Origin of the sequence: Legionella rubrilucens (assembly GCF_001468125.1) — a bacterium.
GTDB classification, from domain to species: domain Bacteria; phylum Pseudomonadota; class Gammaproteobacteria; order Legionellales; family Legionellaceae; genus Legionella_C; species Legionella_C rubrilucens.
Genome location: NZ_LNYT01000007.1, coordinates 525,981 through 542,217, shown reverse-complemented (window position 1 = coordinate 542,217; position 16,237 = coordinate 525,981). Strand labels below are relative to the sequence as shown.

The window sequence follows — 16,237 nt, the reverse complement described above, 5'->3', positions numbered from 1 at the left end:
GCAGGCCGTAGGCGGGAATGATCGTGACTGAAAAGTTCTTTGGTAATCAATCAATAATCGTGACACTGGATGTTGACGCCCTGTTATTTGACCGTTTAAAACAAATTGCCCACGCCGGATTTTCCATTGTTGAAATCAATACCTGCGATCAGAATCTCTTAAAGAAGATTCTTGAGGATTTTCCCGGTTTACGGATAGGTGCCGGCAATGTCGTCAGTACTCAGCAACTCGAAGATTGTTATCAGGCTGGCGTTCACTTTATTTCAAGCCCCGGTTTTTTACCAGCCATCGCTCAAACTGCCGCGATTTATTCTGTCAACTATTTACCGGGCATTGCCACCATTTCTGAAGCGATGCAGGTCATCGCCCTGGGTTACCATCAGGCCAGGCCGTATCCAGCAACACTGTCTTTCTGTGCCCTGCTCAACAAAAACCTGCCCATGCTTCGCTTATTCCCCGCTGAAATTGAATGGGATGAAGCAGAACATTATTTGAATTTACCCGCCGTTGCCGCTGTCAGCATTTTAAATCCGGAAAGCAAGCAACTGAACGCCTTATCGACCGGGGTTTTTGCATAAATCAATCAGCAGTAAAACCGCCCCAAGGCAAATGGCGCTGTCGGCTAAATTAAATACTGGCCAATGGTGATTTTTGTAATACACGTCAATAAAATCAATCACATGACCTAACAAAGCCCGATCGTATAAGTTGCCTACTGCGCCACCCAGAATGAGACTCACGGCCAACGATTGCAGCACAGCCTGTTTCGGTAAACGGACGAGCCAGACAATCAGGACAAGGCTCATGGCAATACTGAAGCCCGCAAAAAACCAGCGGTTCCATCCGCCGACGCCGCTTAAAAAGCTGAACGCAGCGCCGGTATTGTAGGCCAGCGTCAAATTGACCATGGGCATAATCGGCTTCGGCTGGTAAGGATTCAGCCAGATTGCCGCAGCGTATTTACTGAGCTGATCAAGCCCCAAAATCACGAGACTTAACAGAAACCAGGGCCATTTTTTCATGCAAACAACCTCGTTTCATCATGACCGGAAATGTTATCCACGCAGCGCAGGCAAAGTTGGGTATGGGTTAAATCCTGCCCCACGTCCTGCCGCCTGTGCCAGCAGCGCTCGCATTTCTCATAGGTGATGGCTTTGACTTCCACGGCAATGCCGAGCTCCTCATTGCGTATGGCTGCCGCCGGCGCCTGATCAAACGGCCGCAAAACTGCACTGGAGGTGATCAGCAGAAAGCGCAGTTCATTCTCAAATGCGTGCAGGCGGGCAAACAAGTCCGGGTTGGCATATAAAACCACTTCGGCCGCCAGACCTGAACCAATGGTACCCTGCTGACGCTCGATTTCCAGGGCTTTGTTGACGTCATCGCGAACCAGTTGTAATTGTTGCCAGAACAGCATATCCACGCCGTCAATCACCGGCCAATCCTGATACCAGGTGGTCAGGAAGACCGATTCATCCGACTGGCTGGGAATTTGCTGCCAGATTTCTTCCGCGGTAAACGATAGAATGGGGGCAAGCCAGCGTGTCAACGCCTGAATAATATGGTACATGGCCGTTTGACAGGAGCGCCGGGCAATGCTGTTTTTGGGTGTGGTGTATTGCCTGTCTTTGATCACATCCAGGTAAAAACTGCCCAGATCCACTGCACAGAAATTGTGGACTTTTTGATAAATGACATGGAATTGGTAATTCTCATAGGCTGCTAAAATCTCGTCCTGCAATTGCTGGCAGCGCTTGATCGCCCAACGATCCAGTTCAACCATCTCCTCGACGGCCACGCCATGGGTGTTCAATTCAAAATCAAAGAGATTCGCCAATAAGAACCGGGCGGTGTTGCGAATGCGGCGGTAAGCATCGGCATTGCGCTTGATGATTTCATCCGAAATACTGACTTCGTGTTTGTAATCCGTGGACGCGACCCACAGACGCAGAATATCGGCGCCATGCTGCGCCACGAGTTTATCCAGGGCAATGTAATTACCCTTGGATTTCGACAGCTTACGACCTTCGGCATCCACGGTGTAACCATGAGTCAGCACGGTCTTATACGGGGCATGACCATCGATGGCTACGGCGGTGGTTAAGGATGAATTAAACCAGCCGCGATGCTGATCCGATCCTTCAAAATACACATCCGCAGGATAGTTGAGGGCTTCATTCTGCTTCAATACGGCATAGTGCGACACCCCGGAATCGAACCAGACATCAAGCGTGTCGGTTATTTTCTCGTACTGTTCCGCGTCGTTGCCCAATAACGTTTCACTGTCTAATTCAAACCAGGCATCAATGCCTTTCTTCTCAACCAACTGCGCAACCTCTTCAATCAACCTCACGGTATCGGGGTGCAGCTCGCGGGTGGCTTTATGCACAAACAGGGGCATGGGTGTTCCCCAGGCTCTTTGCCTTGAAATGCACCAGTCAGGACGGGTTTCAACCATGTTGCCAATGCGGGCTTTACCCCATTCAGGGACCCAGTTGACGCGATCAATGGTGGCTTTTATCTTTTCGCGCAAGCCATTTTTATCCATGGAAATGAACCATTGCGGTGTAGCCAGAAAAATCATGGGGGTTTTGTGACGCCAGCAATGGGGATAACTGTGAGTCAGTTTTTCACTGTGAAGCAGAACACCGCGTTCCTTAAGAACATCAATCACCTTGTCATTGGCTTTTAAAACGGACAAGCCGGCAAATAGCGGCACCTCACTGGTGTAGCAGCCATTCGCCATGACAGGATTAATCAATGGCAGGTTATACTGCTGGCCGACCTGGTAATCATCCGGTCCATGAGCGGGCGCTGTGTGCACACAGCCCGTTCCTGAGTCGGTGGTGACATGTTCTCCCAGAACAATCGGCACGGTGCGGTCATTGAATGGATGCTGTAACATCGTGTTAAGCCAGTGTTTGCCGACGAGTTGACCATGACGCACAAACGCTTCAAAGCCATAACGCGCCATCACCGTGTCAACCAGATCCGCCGCAACAAGGAAGTAACGGTCGTCCGCTTCAACCAGCTCGTACTGGATTTCGGGATTGAGGCACACGGCTTCATTCGCAGGCAGGGTCCAGGGCGTGGTCGTCCAGATGGGAACAATCACGGGTTTGACCGCCAGATTCGCAGAAATGGCAGCTAAAACAGCCGCGGGATCGCGAGCCACAAAGGCCACGTCAATGGAAGGCGATACCTTGTCTTCATAATCGACCTCGGCTTCCGCCAGCGCGGAACCGCAATCGATGCACCAGTGGACAGGCTTAAAACCCTGCTGCAAATGACCGTTGGCAATTATTTTCCCGAGTGCCCGGATAATATTGGCTTCGTAACCAAAGTCAAACGTGGCATAGGGGTGCTCCCAATCGCCGAACACGCCCAGGCGTTTAAACTCTTCGCGCTGAATATCGATTTGACTGGCAGCGTACTCGCGGCATTTTTGGCGAAATTCCCGTGCGCTGATTTTGACGCCGGCTTTTCCTGCCTTTTTCTCGACATTTAGCTCAATGGGCAAACCATGACAATCCCAACCCGGAACAAACGGGGCATCATAGCCGCTTAAGGTTTTGGACTTCACAATGATGTCTTTCAGGATTTTATTTAAGGCATGACCGCAATGCAGATGGCCGTTAGCGTAGGGCGGTCCGTCATGCAGAATGAATTTTTCAGCGCCCGCACGCGCTTTTCTGATTTTTTCATAGGTTTGCCCTGCCTGCCAATCGGCAAGCCGCTGAGGTTCGCGCTGGGCGAGATTGGCTTTCATGGGGAAAGCCGTATCGGGTAAATTTAACGTTTCTTTGTATTCTGCCATCTTAAGCTTACTCAACTAGTAGGTTAACCTGGATGCGGATTGCCGAAAGGCTGCTTTTGCCGCAACAATATCGTCCTGTATCTGTGCAATTAACTCATCGATGGATGAAAATTTCTTTTCATCCCGCAATTTGTGCAGGAAAAAAACCTGCAAAAACTCACCGTACAAATTGCCATCAAAATCAAATAAATGGACTTCCAACACCACGTTGCTGCCGTCAACCGTGGGCCGTCTTCCGAGGTTAGCCACCCCCTCGACAACCTGACCATTCTGCCGCTTCACCTTCACGCAAAACACCCCGTGCAAAGGCAAATTGGCGCGCCGACCGCTTAGATTGGCTGTCGGAATACCCCATTGCCGCCCCCTGCCTTCACCGCGGCTAACCCGCCCGCACAGGCTGTAGGTGCGGCCAAGCAGCAGCGAGGCTTCGTCAAGATTGGCCTCAGCCAACAATTGGCGAATCCGGGTGGAGCTCACTCGTACGCCTCTGGCCGTAAAATCCTGAAAGGTTTCCACTGTGCAATTCCTGGTTTTAGCCATCTCCCTGAGAAGATGAAGATCACCCTGACGTTTATAACCGAAACGAAAATCGCCGCCCACCAGCAGAAACCGCATGTTCAGCCGGTTAAAAAAATAGGTGCGCGCAAACTCATCAGCCGCCAGGGTGGCTAAAGACTGATTAAAGCGCAAACAATAAACATAATCAATGCCCAATTCCTTCACCAGCGCTAATTTCTCCCGCAAAGTGGATAATCGGGCAGGCGCTGTCTCGGGATGGAGGTATTCGCCGGGTTGAGGCTCAAACAAAATAACCACGCTGGGTAAATTCAGTTGTTCCGCCTGCTGACGCAATTGAGTCAGCAATGCACGGTGCCCCAGATGAACGCCATCAAAATTACCGATGGTCACCACCGAGCCCTGAACGAATGAATTGAATGATATTCCGCGCAACAGCCTCATGCTTGCTTATTTAACCAGGATAAAAGCGTGATTATACCCAGTTTAGCCAGGATTGAGAAATAGCTGCGATCGCAGCACGGTCTTGCCAACCAAAACCAAATCAATGCGCATTTTGCTCCTTATGAGTTCACTATCTCCAATTTTTAATCTAATATTTCTATAAATGAGTTTACCAGAGCAGAATCCATGTTCACACCCAAAGCCCCGACCCAGACGCGCAGCGAAGCCTCCCGTTTAAATGCCTTTGCGGGTACCGACCAAACTCGTTGGGAAAACTATTCAAAAGAGGTGGAGGAAAAAATACTCGGTATGATCAAAGACAATTGCTCCTTTGAAGAAATCCACCGATTCGCCTCGTCTTCCCGTAGCCGGATAGCCAAAGAACTCCAACATGAAACCGGTAAAGACCACACCTTTGGTCAATACAGAAACTCCGCGAGGGAATTAGATATCCGCCAGGATATTTACAGTGACGAATTCTTTGCCACATCATCCGGGGCCAATTACCCCATCTTAATCAAACTTAAAGCCACCATTTTATCGCAAGAAAACACGAAACAAGTGGTAAAAAAAACGACAAATCACAATACTGTTGAATATGAATCGATTCCACAGGGTTCGACTTATTTACCCGATGTCATCAAATTGCCCTACAGTTCTGACTATGCCAATTTGTCATTGAGCATGACCCTCACTCCAAATAAGACCTTCCCCTCTTACCTGGAACCCAAGATTTCAGTGACCCACGGCCACATGAGTCCCTCTGTCTTCAATGCCGCCATGGCAGGACTGAATGATTTTTTTATCGTATTAAAAAAAACCGATGATGAACAAGCGGCTCTGAACATGATCGGTTTGCTTGCCTATGATTTATCCCGTTTGATGTTTTTAGAGCGTGGCGGGGCCGCTGTTCATGGCTGGATCATTCGCGCCCTTATCAAGTATCGATTCAAGACGGATATCGGCAATTTAAGTATCTATGGGATACCTTTTGATATTTATGCACAGGTCCAGTTGGACAGAGACGAGTATGCCAGGGACTTTGCGCGAACCATCACCCGCTTAATGAAGCGTATCGAAGAGGGGCAAAAATCGCAATCCAGCAAAGAGGAGAAGGAAGAAGCGGTCAGTTCACCTTATCCTGATTTCATTGAATTGCCCTCTCTGGATGCCAAACAGGAACAGATTGATTTACGCTCCCAAAAAGAAGTACTCAGTACATCAATAAGTTTACCTACTCCAACTGATCAGCCCGCTCAGGGTTCACCTTACTCGAGCTTTTTTTCGAAAAATAAATCAGGCGAAGGTTATTCTTTTGTTAACAGCAGTCAGTGTTTATTGCGTGGCGATACCAGAGAACCTGAGTTCATCAAGGCTTGCGGTGGATTTAATCCCTGGGCCTCGCATGATCTTTACCAATTGCTTGAACAAATGGACCAATGTGACGATTCACGCGAATACAATCGGCTTAACCAACTGGTAAGCAATATGCTGGCCTCCAATCAAATTATTCCAGAAGAAGTGGAGGTCATCCAGCAAATCATCGCATTAAAAAACATGCTGGCAGAAACAGAGAATGAGCATCTGAAATCCACCTGCAAAGAGGAAATCAAAATCCTCGAAGAAAGGCTTCACATGATCAGTCAGCCTAAATACAAAATTGAACAACTGAAAGATGAATTAAATGAAAAAGAATTAAAAACCCTGTCTAAAGCCACCTTTGATCCGCTGGATCCGGTCTTGCATCGCACAACCACTCAGGCCAATGCGTCTGGCTTTGTTTCATTCACCGACTCACTGGCAGTAGCCAGCAGCTTTTCCACTAAAAGAAGCCGTGATGCGAAACCCGTTCATGCAGGGTATGTTTATGTGGTTCGGGCTCGGGGGGCACTTGTTGCGGACACAGCCTCAGAACAGGATTTTGAACACGAGTATTCACTGCCGGGTGGACTGGACTGGCGTGATGTGCTTGCTTTTCGTGAAGTAACTTACGATGACAAGACTAAATCGTTTAATTTTTCAGGACCAACCTTCCTTAATAAGGAATTTTCAGAAAAATTAAAGCCGCAAGCCGAGGGAATCATGAGGTTATTATCGAATAGAAAACAGGGCAAAGAGGAACAAAACAGCAGGGAAAATGATAACCCCTCCTGTACTATACTCTAAGTCCGTTTTTGGATTTGGTTTGAATAATCAGGCTCACTGTCCTCCGGCGCGCATTGGTCTCCTGAGAGATGCCCGCAATCAACCCCTGACAGATGGTTATCGAGCGGATTGCTGTCTGCCATTTCGCCAAACAGGGCAGGCTGTCCGTCAAAGCCATAGGGTGGCGGCTGATAAGCATTGGCTGTGGTTTGTTGGTTCATCGACGTCGTTGTGTTGCCGAAACTGCTCTTAAAAATCTGCATGGCCTGGTCATTGTAACCCAGGCGGCTCATCAATTCGTTAGGATTTTGACCGGCAATCTGCAGCAGATCCCGGTAAGAAGGACTGTCCTTATGAAAGCGTTGAATGACCTGCTCTGCTGCCTTCACATCGTCTTCTGTAAACGGCTGTGCCGCCGGCTTGCCGCCCAGATCCCTGGAAATTTCATAATGGGCTAGAATTTTTTCAAACTTTTTGCAGCCCTCAAGATCATGGGTAGAACAACGCAGCCATTCGCTTTTAAGATCCGCATTGTAATCAAAAATCCCGCTTTCTCTTAAACGCTCATCCAGTGAATCCACCTGATTAATGAGGTTTTGTGCATTTTTATGCACTTCGGCATCATAAGTCAGATTATCCCCCCGGGTTGCACCGTAACTCTCGGGCAGGAATTTTTCACGAAGTTCCCGACGTTCAGTGGAAAAATCCCATATATCCTTGCGGGCAGCACTTTCAGCATCCATACGGGTAATTTTTCGATCGCGTGGCATGGTAAAGTCCCAATCAATACTATGGTATAACTATAGCATTAGTACGAAAATTATACATTTTTAGCAGCAAAAATGGCCGCTTTTGTCCTTTTGGATACCGGAGGAGGAAGGTATCATGATTGAAACATAAAATGATCTTCAAAGAGAGGTTTGAATGGATTTGGCTTTTTTGTCTGACTAATGAGCCCGATTTTTCATTGAAGCAGCGTTTCAAACACCCACAGGTTGTATGATTCGCCGCATTCAAGGCTCTTAATTGCCTGGCAGAAACTTATTTGTCGCTGACATGCGGTCTGACGATCAGCACATCACATTCGGCGCCATGCAGGATAGCATTGGCTGTAGAGCCTAACAGCAGGGCTAAACCATGCTTGCCATGACTTCCAGTGACGATTAAATCGATTTTCTTCTCCTTGGCCACGCGGAGAATTTCATTTTTGGTGGAGCCAAATTCAATCAGGCAATGCGCATCATCCACGCTCAGCTTCTTGGCTAAGGCTGCCAGTTCTTTTTCGGCCTGCTCGCGAATGGACACTTCCACTTCGGCAAATCCGGCAAATCCAGGGTAAGCATAGGCGGGAATGGGCTCGACAACATGCACCAGGAGTAAATCGGCGCCATTCTCATCGGCAATTTTTTTTGCTTTATGTGCAGCTTTTATACCCACTTCATCGAAATCTGTGGCGAACAAAACCCTTTTATACATGATTCTCTCCTTGACACTGACTTTTATAGCCTAGCAGAAATTGATTTAATTTCCCATAGGACAGCTTATCGGTTACACTTTTTATTTTTTAAAAAACGGGGTGTCTTTGCAGCATGCAAAGGCTGAGATCATACCCATTGAACCTGTACGGATCATGCCGGCGTAGGGATTGTTTATGTTACTGGATTTATCAGGCACTTTAGCTTCGTTGCTGTGCACCTATTACCTTATTCGTTTAAACCGAATCGCCTGGATTCTTGGCCTGGCAGCGAACCTGATTAACGGCTGGCTCTACTGGCACAACGGCATTTACGCCGACACCCTCCTGGAGGTGTTCTATTTAGTAAGCACCGCTTACGGCTGGCTGAAATGGCAACAATCCTCCGAGGCGACCAGTCGTGAAATTTCCTCGTTGTCATTCAATCAATGGCTGATGGTCGGCCTGGCGTTCGCCAGTCTTTATTTTTTGATTGTCATCGGCCTTAAGCGCTTCACATCGACAACCGTTGCTGATCTGGATGCGTTTACTACGGCCTTAAGTTTAATTGCCCAGGTATTGATGTGTCATAAAGTGCTGGAGAGCTGGCTGCTCTGGCTGGTGACGGACTCGGTGTACGCCTATCTTTATTGGCTTAAGCAACTTCCCTTTCATGTCCTGTTAATGATTGTTTACACCGGTATGGCATTAACAGGCTACTGGATTTGGATCAGACAGCAGCGAAGGCATCGGCCGTCTGATCCTGTTGCAACCCCATTACCCTACAACGGGTAAACCGGATACGGAACGAATCCAGGGTTTAAAGGGAATGACGGCAGGCGGTAGATGACTCATGGCAGCTTTTGCCTGTTCAATCTGCCCGTACTCTCCTAGAGTCAGCACATACCACACGCGGCCGTTACGGCTGACTTTCCGAACTTTGACTGCGTCATGGATGCCATGGGCGTGCACAAAGCGTTTTAAATCTTCCGGGCTTCGACCAGCCAGTAACTGGATGGTGAATTGGCCGCCATTGGCCGCCGTAGCTACTGCTTTAGCCTGTTCTTTTATTCCAGGCAATGAAGAAGCCGGGGCTTTAGTCAGTACAGGCGCTGTCGTTGTGGGTTTTGCGGGCTCCTGGTGCCTTGCAGTGGGGGCTGGCTGGCGTTGACCTGGCTCGGTGTTTCGCGCCAGAGATTTGGGAATGACCAGTACTTTATCCATCACCACCAGGTTATCGTTGGCCTCTTCATCGCTATTGGAAATCTCATACAGACGCTTTAAAGGCGGCGGCTGCAGTTCCTGCCTGGTAACGGCCACATTTAACGGCAGAATTTCGCTGACCAACGGCCTTTCGATGGGCAACAGGTTTGAGACCACCGGCTGTTCCTTGATGGCCTGCGCAGAGGCTAAGGGTTTTTCCGGAAAAGAAAACGACAGGGTTCGCCGTAATGCGTCCTGGTTCTGCCAGATGTAATTACACGCCAGGCCAACAATCACCAGACTTGCCGTTAATGTCAGGCGCTTGGCTAAGGATTTTGGCTTGTGAGTGTCTTTCAATGCATCGGCACTGAAGAAATTATGCATTTCAAGATTAATGCGTGCAATTTCGCCGCCAGTGAGCTGATAAAACTGCTTTAACCGATCGGAAGACATGGTTTTCTCCAGTCGTTTCGGTGAGGGCAGGTAGCTTAAAAGGTACGTTTTGGTTTCGCTTTCACTGAGCGAGCCTGGGGTAATGGTGTGAATCAGGTTTTTATAATCATCCTTGTCCAGGCGATTTAAACTGCCAATCAAGGAGTAATCACAAACGATACACAGATGGAAGAAGGCAGTCCCTTCCTGGTTTTTAATGCTATCCAGAACTTCTTTAAGGAACTCATCAGGAACATGATGCGCATCATCGATGATCATTAAAACGTGCGCTTTTCTTTCATTGATTTGTTCCACGACACTGGCCAAAGTCGGCTGGACATCATCGCGAAGATGAAACGCCTCGACCATCTGCGCTAAAAAATCATCGGCTGAAAACGGCGCGGCAGCGGTCATGGTGTGAGATTTAATTCCCTGATCCAGATTGGCTTTCAGCAACTGAATAAAGGTACTTTTACCACCCCCCTGCTCGGCAAGAACAGCCATCAGGACATTATTAAACAACACCAGATGGTTTATAAAATCAATTTTGGCAAGCCAGGATGCCGGCTTAAATGGCGTCTCAGCCGCCGGACTGCTGCTTTCACCCTTGTTTGACATGGATAACTTCTCCTTCGACAGCACACTTCAAAACCTCACGTAAAGCCGTTTCTGTTACCTCATCATCAATGTAACAGTCACCAATGCCTTTAAGCAGGATGAAGCGCAACTTATTATTTTTAATTTTTTTATCCTGCGACATTATGGCACGCAATTCCTCCAGAGGAATATCCCCCGGGATGCGCGACGGTAATTTCGCAAGGGTCAACAACTCATCAATCAGAATCACCTGCTCCTCGCCAAGAAAACCCAGTCGGGAGGAAAGTTTGGCGGCGCAATAAAGACCGATGGCTACTGCCTCACCATGCAGCCAGCGTTGATAGCGGCTGTAGGTTTCCAAAGCATGGGCAAAAGTGTGCCCCAAATTAAGCAGGGCCCGTTGACCGGCTTCACGCTCGTCCTCCATGACAATCGCCGCCTTAATACGGCAACATTCGCTGACTATCTGTGCTAAATCAGGCGAGTCATTATTGGCCAAGCCCTGTTTTAAAGCCTGATATACCAGCTCAAAAAAATCACCGCCTTCAAGCAGCGCATACTTGATGACTTCAGCAAGCCCCGCGCGAAATTCACGTGGCGGCAGGGTTTTTAAGGTGTCGAGATCGATAATGACGGCATCCGGCTGATAAAAATTGCCAATCAGATTTTTTCCGGCCGGGTGATTTATCGCTGTTTTACCGCCAATTGACGCATCGACCTGAGCCAGCAGAGTGGTTGGAATCTGGATAAAATGCGTTCCGCGATGATAAGTCGAGGCAGCAAATCCAGTCATGTCGCCAATCACGCCGCCCCCTAAGGCAATGAGTGTCGTGTCGCGGTGATGTTGTTTTTGAATCAATTCATCATAAATTCGGGCAAGACTGCCCTGCTCCTTATACCTCTCGCCATCCGGCAAAATCAAATGGTCACATTGTCTATCAGTAAAAAGCGAGCGCACTTTATCCAGGTATAGCGGTGCAACCGTCTCGTTGCTGATGATCATGACCTGCCTGGATGGGACATACCGGGGTAATAAGTCTGCCTGGGACAACACATCATGGCCGATGATGATGGGGTAGGTTTTTGCAGGCAGCGTCACCTGCAAGGCCCAACTCGCATTAAACTTCGCCATAGATGTATTTTATAATGTTATTAGCGACCGCTTTGACCGTGAGTTTGTCTGTTTCGAAACTGACATCCGCGAGCTCTTCATAAAAGGGTTCGCGTTCATCCCGCAACATTTCCAGACGCCCTTCCAAATCGTCGGTTTGTAATAAAGGACGTTTGGTATCCCGTTTGGTGCGTTCAAACTGCTGTTGCAATGATGTTTTTAAATAAATGACGGTACCACGTCCAGCCAGTGCATTGCGATTCTCGGGAAGCATGACCACGCCTCCACCGGTTGCCAGCACAATATTGGTTTTCTGGGTTAATTCATCAATGACTTTCTGTTCGCGTCGGCGAAGTCCCTCTTCCCCCTCCATATCATAAATCCAGGAAATATCGGCACCAGCACGTTCTTCTATTACTTCGTCTGAATCAAAGAACTCAAGTTTGAGCTCTTTTGCCAAAGTACGGCCAATGGTACTTTTTCCTGCACCCATCGGTCCGATTAGAAATATATTTCGTACTTTAACTATGCTCATTTTTAATTACATACCTCTTCGCTGAACATGAATAAGCGCAATATCCATGTTGTTTAACATAGTGTGAGCCTTTATTTAAAAGGCCCGACAGGCTTCCCGAATTTATCCAACTCACAACCCTTGGCAACTGCCTTTCCCCGTCCTTCAACGGTGGTAATGGACAAGGTGTTTGTTATTATCCTAGGAGTAATGAAAATGAGCAACTCCTCATTTTTAATTGAGGTGGATGTATTTCGGAATAATGCACCAACCACGGGCAATTCTCCCAGGAAAGGTACGCGATTAATTGCATTGTTTTTATCCTGTTTATAAATTCCTCCCAAAACAATGGTTTGGCCGTTGTTCACCAGCACATTGGTCTGAATCTCTTTGGTCAGGATGGAGGGTACGCCATTAAACGTTTGAGCGGAAGGGGTATCCTGATTAATCTGCAAATCCATCATGATTTTACTGTCAGGTGTTATCTGAGGAGTCACCTTAAGGCTCAATACCGCTTTTTTGAACGCAACGGCCGTGGCACCGCTTGAGGTGGCTTCCTGATAAGGAATTTCCTCCCCTGATTCAATCACGGCGGCCTGCTGGTTGGTGGTAATTAATCGCGGGCTGGCAATGACCTCTCCTCGTCCTTCGCTTTCCAGCGCGGAAAGCTCCAGATCAAGCAGGATGCCGTCGCCGAGCTTGGCTAAGGCAATACCAATGGAGGCCGGTGAAGCAGAAACCGGAACCGCGGCCAAATCAAGGTTTAAACGATCCGCCAACGGGGTTACATCGGCTGGCGCAATCCCCTGCTCCATCTGGTTGGCACCGCTTAAGGTACCGCTTAAGTGCGTGGGTCTTGAAACACCGAAGCGAATTCCCAAGTCCCTGGCGAAATCCTTGGTCACGTTCACAATGCGGGCTTCGATGAGCACCTGTTTAACCGGGATATCCAATTGTTTGACCAATTCGCGGATTTCTTCAATCTGAAGGCCCGTATCCTGAATCCAGATGGTATTGGTGCGCGCATCCACACTCAAATTGCCGCGTTTGGACAACAGGGACGTGTTTTTATCTTTTAACAGGGTGGCAATGTCCGCCGCTTTTGCGTAATTGATTTGCAGCAATTCGGAGCGAAGCGGCGCTAAGCTTGTGACTTCCTGCTGGGCTTTAAGCTCTTCCTTTTCGCGCCTGAGCAAATCCTCCGACGGGGCAATCATCATGATGTTACCGGTTCTGCGTTTATCAAGGCCATTGGTTTTAAGGATAATATCCAGTGCCTGATCCCAGGGAATATCATTGAGACGCAGGGTGATGTTATTGGTGACTTTATCACTGACCACAATGTTAATGCCGGTAAATTCAGCCAGCAACTGCAAGACAGAACGCACCGGTATATTCTGGAAGTTTAAGGAGATGCGTTTACCGACAAACACTTCCTTCTTCAATTTAGCCTGTTTGATTTCTTCCTCCGTCAGCGGGAAGACATCAACCATGAACTGCTTATTCACCTGATAGGCAAAATGACCATAATCTCCTTTTGACGTCAGCGTCATACGGACATTTTTTCCTTCCTGCTGCACCGAAATCACCTGCGCCGGGCTTTGGAAATCACGCACATCGTAGCGCTTCGCCAATTGCGGCGGTACACTGGTACTCATGAAATTAACCACAATTTCACGACCTGTCTGGGTGACATCGATGGGGATACTGCTGTCAGAGACGCTGACCACCACGCGCCCTCCCTTGTTGGTGCCGCGGAAATCGATGTTGTTAATCCGGTGTTTGGTATTGGATGATGCCCGGTTGCTGACGAAAATTTCTTTTCTTTCCTGGAAGAGCTGGTTACTCTTGCCGCTTAAGGTCAGGGAGTACACATTGCCATTCACATACCCTGAATAGGCGACCGAACCGTCAAGATTAAGAATAGCCCGGACACGATCGCCCACGGAGACCACTTTATAATCCGTCAGAGAGCCAATGTCGATTTTCTTGGTTTGCATGGAGGGATGCAGTTGATTCGCGCTGTGGATAAAGTCCAGGATGAGCCGCGACGGCTTTTGGGTAATAAAGCTGGCGGGCATCTGTTTGACTGGCTCGGCAAACTGGAAATCGAGGCGCACCCGGTTGTCCGGTAAAGGGAGGGTCTTAATCCCTATCAACGCGTTATCCTTGGCGTACGCCAGCCCCAGGCAAAAGGTGAATAATAACGCTGTAATAATCTTACGCAAGGTAGACTCCTATTGAGGCGCGTTTAAATTAATCGTGGTGATTTGCTTCTTCCACTTCCCTGCAATTTGTGTTGTTTCTTCCAATTTCAATAACTCATTACTGATGCTGATGACTTTACCAAAATTCTGCCCCATGTAATCACCGGGTTTAACCCGCACAATTTCGCCATCCGGTTTACTGATTAAACCCCAGACAGTCGCATTTTCTTTTAATACACCAACAAATTTCAAGGAATCCAGCGGGTACTGTTCCAGGGGTTGCTTGGGACGATTGGTATTGGGAGCAAGCTTGTCTTCGGTCACTTTGATTTCTTTCGGTTTAAACGGGCTGCGGCGGCTATCCACTTCGGGGTAGGTAAATTTGGGCAACGGCGCCACCTGAGGGATGGGTTCAATGGGCCGGCCAGGCCTTGATTTGATTTCATTGATATAGCGCGACAATTCCGAATCAGCCGATGACGTACAACCAGCCAACAGAGCAGCCAGGCTTAACAGGATGGCATTGTACAATACGCTTGTCTTGACGGTCATAATGTCCTGTACCGGTATATTTTTGCTGTAATTTTCATTTCCAAAAGATCAGGATTCGTCACGGCTTTTGCGCCTGGCTGTTGTTTATTTTTATCAGAAAGATTCACAATTTCAAAATCATGCAGGGTGACAATGCGACTCATCTCGGCAATTCGGCTTAAAAACAGAGCCAATTGATGATAATTGCCAACCACCGTAATATCGATAGGCAACTCCACGTAGAAATCGTGAACCACCTCGGGTTGCGGTGCGAACAGCTCAAACGTCAAACCGCTTGAAATACCGGTTTTGGAAATGTCTTCAAGCAGGCCCGGCATTTCGTTTTGTGCCGGTAATTGCTTAAGCATGTTGCCAAAACGTTCATTCATAATCTGAAGCTGGACACGATAAGCCTGCAGGTTCACTGCCTGTTGCTGTTTTTGCTCGAACTCGGTTTTCAGCGTGGCCTGCTGAGCGAGCAAGGCATCGTGCTGTTCAAAATTCGGCTTTACGATCACCCAGTAACCAATACCAATCAAAATGACCGCGAGCAAACCCGCCATAAAATACTTCACTGGCGCCGGCCATTGGCCCACGTTATCAAACGTTAACTCATTAAGATTGAAATTGTTCATGGTTGTGGTTTAACCGCGTTCGTGGTTGTGGGCTGCAATTCCTGCTTTAAATCAGGCTTTAAAATGAAACTCAATTTAAATTCATTTTTATTATTAGCTTTTATATCCGCCTGAGCATTGGGATCGGCTGTCGCAGGATTGACTGTCGTTTTTTTAATTTCCGTGAGCACCGGGTCTTTAATCCAGGGATTGCGTTCAATGTTGCGCATCAGCATGGAGACATTGGTATTGGATTCGGAATACCCAAGCACGGTAATCCGGTCTTCGCTGCGTTGAACCTGCGTTAGATAAACCCCATCCGGCACCACCTTAACCAATTCATCAAAAAGATGAACGGTGAGTGTGCGGGTAGCCTGCAGGTTCTGGACAATGGTCATGCGTGAAATCAAGGCTTCCCGGATTTCCTTAAGCTTTTTAATTTCCTCAATCTGTTTATTGAGCGTATTAATTTCATCCTGAAGACGCTGATTACGCTGGGTTTCCCCATCCACCAGACTCGTTGCGTAGTAATTAAAGAGAAAAACGGTCCCTGCCGCAAAAATCAGGGCGGCAAGCAGCATGGTGGTGAATTGTTTCTTTTCGTGTTCGCGCTTGATTTCCCGCCAGGGTAAGAGGTTTATTTCTGTCATGAC

Annotated in this window: 15 protein-coding genes and 1 riboswitch; of the genes, 3 read left to right on the top strand and 12 right to left on the bottom strand. The window is 48.1% G+C overall.

Features of this window, described 5'->3' with window-relative positions; genetic code table 11:
* The first annotated feature begins 20 nt into the window (after window positions 1-20).
* Window positions 21-578 (top strand): beta/alpha barrel domain-containing protein, encoded by a 558-nt coding sequence (locus tag Lrub_RS06040; protein ID WP_058531564.1) that lies wholly within the window; start codon window positions 21-23, stop codon window positions 576-578.
* On the opposite strand, the gene lspA is transcribed toward Lrub_RS06040, so the two are convergent.
* From lspA to ribF, 3 genes are read right to left on the bottom strand one after another with little or no spacing between them, the layout of a single operon-like run.
* Window positions 555-1,022, bottom strand: a complete 468-nt coding sequence (gene lspA, locus Lrub_RS06035) for a signal peptidase II (RefSeq protein ID WP_058531269.1) — start codon at window positions 1,020-1,022, stop codon at window positions 555-557. The genes Lrub_RS06040 and lspA overlap by 24 nt on opposite strands.
* Window positions 1,019-3,817, bottom strand: coding sequence for an isoleucine--tRNA ligase (gene ileS / locus Lrub_RS06030; protein ID WP_058531268.1), 2,799 nt, complete (start codon window positions 3,815-3,817; stop codon window positions 1,019-1,021). Before ileS ends, lspA begins: the two co-directional genes overlap by 4 nt.
* A gap of 15 nt (window positions 3,818-3,832) precedes the next feature.
* On the bottom strand, window positions 3,833-4,777 hold the full coding sequence (gene ribF, locus Lrub_RS06025) for a bifunctional riboflavin kinase/FAD synthetase (RefSeq protein WP_058531267.1): 945 nt from the start codon (window positions 4,775-4,777) through the stop codon (window positions 3,833-3,835).
* A gap of 186 nt (window positions 4,778-4,963) precedes the next feature.
* Here ribF and Lrub_RS06020 point away from each other — a divergent pair, with 186 nt between their 5' ends.
* Window positions 4,964-6,943, top strand: coding sequence for a hypothetical protein (locus tag Lrub_RS06020; protein WP_058531266.1), 1,980 nt, complete (start codon window positions 4,964-4,966; stop codon window positions 6,941-6,943).
* Here the strand turns inward: Lrub_RS06020 and Lrub_RS06015 are convergent.
* Both Lrub_RS06015 and Lrub_RS06010 read right to left on the bottom strand, forming a co-directional pair.
* Window positions 6,940-7,692 carry a hypothetical protein gene (locus Lrub_RS06015; RefSeq protein ID WP_058531265.1) on the bottom strand — a complete coding sequence of 251 codons (753 nt, stop codon included), beginning with the start codon at window positions 7,690-7,692 and terminating at the stop codon, window positions 6,940-6,942. The two genes, Lrub_RS06020 and Lrub_RS06015, sit on opposite strands and share 4 nt — an antisense overlap.
* Before the next feature lie 271 nt (window positions 7,693-7,963).
* A complete protein-coding gene (locus Lrub_RS06010; protein WP_058531264.1) occupies window positions 7,964-8,398 on the bottom strand; it encodes a universal stress protein in 435 nt (144 codons plus the stop codon).
* An 86-nt stretch (window positions 8,399-8,484) separates the two neighbouring features.
* Window positions 8,485-8,584: riboswitch (TPP riboswitch) on the top strand.
* Here Lrub_RS06010 and pnuC point away from each other — a divergent pair.
* Window positions 8,574-9,170 (top strand): nicotinamide riboside transporter PnuC, encoded by a 597-nt coding sequence (gene pnuC, locus Lrub_RS06005; RefSeq protein ID WP_058531263.1) that lies wholly within the window; start codon window positions 8,574-8,576, stop codon window positions 9,168-9,170. Its footprint overlaps the riboswitch before it by 11 nt.
* On the opposite strand, the gene Lrub_RS06000 is transcribed toward pnuC, so the two are convergent.
* The 7 genes from Lrub_RS06000 to Lrub_RS05970 form a co-directional block, all read right to left on the bottom strand.
* Window positions 9,153-10,628, bottom strand: a complete 1,476-nt coding sequence (locus Lrub_RS06000; protein WP_058531262.1) for an AAA family ATPase — start codon at window positions 10,626-10,628, stop codon at window positions 9,153-9,155. The two genes, pnuC and Lrub_RS06000, sit on opposite strands and share 18 nt — an antisense overlap.
* Window positions 10,612-11,739, bottom strand: coding sequence for a 3-dehydroquinate synthase (aroB, locus tag Lrub_RS05995; RefSeq protein WP_058531261.1), 1,128 nt, complete (start codon window positions 11,737-11,739; stop codon window positions 10,612-10,614). Before aroB ends, Lrub_RS06000 begins: the two co-directional genes overlap by 17 nt.
* Entirely contained in the window at window positions 11,726-12,253 is a 528-nt protein-coding gene (gene aroK, locus Lrub_RS05990) for a shikimate kinase AroK (protein ID WP_058527208.1), read from the bottom strand. Before aroK ends, aroB begins: the two co-directional genes overlap by 14 nt.
* 71 nt (window positions 12,254-12,324) lie before the next feature.
* Window positions 12,325-14,460 (bottom strand): type IV pilus secretin PilQ, encoded by a 2,136-nt coding sequence (locus Lrub_RS05985; protein ID WP_058531260.1) that lies wholly within the window; start codon window positions 14,458-14,460, stop codon window positions 12,325-12,327.
* Window positions 14,461-14,469: 9 nt separating this feature from the next.
* A complete protein-coding gene (locus Lrub_RS05980; RefSeq protein WP_058531259.1) occupies window positions 14,470-14,991 on the bottom strand; it encodes a pilus assembly protein PilP in 522 nt (173 codons plus the stop codon).
* Window positions 14,988-15,605: a type IV pilus inner membrane component PilO gene (locus Lrub_RS05975; protein WP_058531258.1), complete on the bottom strand. Its 618-nt coding sequence runs from the start codon at window positions 15,603-15,605 to the stop codon at window positions 14,988-14,990. Before Lrub_RS05975 ends, Lrub_RS05980 begins: the two co-directional genes overlap by 4 nt.
* Window positions 15,602-16,234 (bottom strand): PilN domain-containing protein, encoded by a 633-nt coding sequence (locus Lrub_RS05970; protein WP_058531257.1) that lies wholly within the window; start codon window positions 16,232-16,234, stop codon window positions 15,602-15,604. Before Lrub_RS05970 ends, Lrub_RS05975 begins: the two co-directional genes overlap by 4 nt.
* Between the last annotated feature and the right edge of the window lie 3 nt (window positions 16,235-16,237).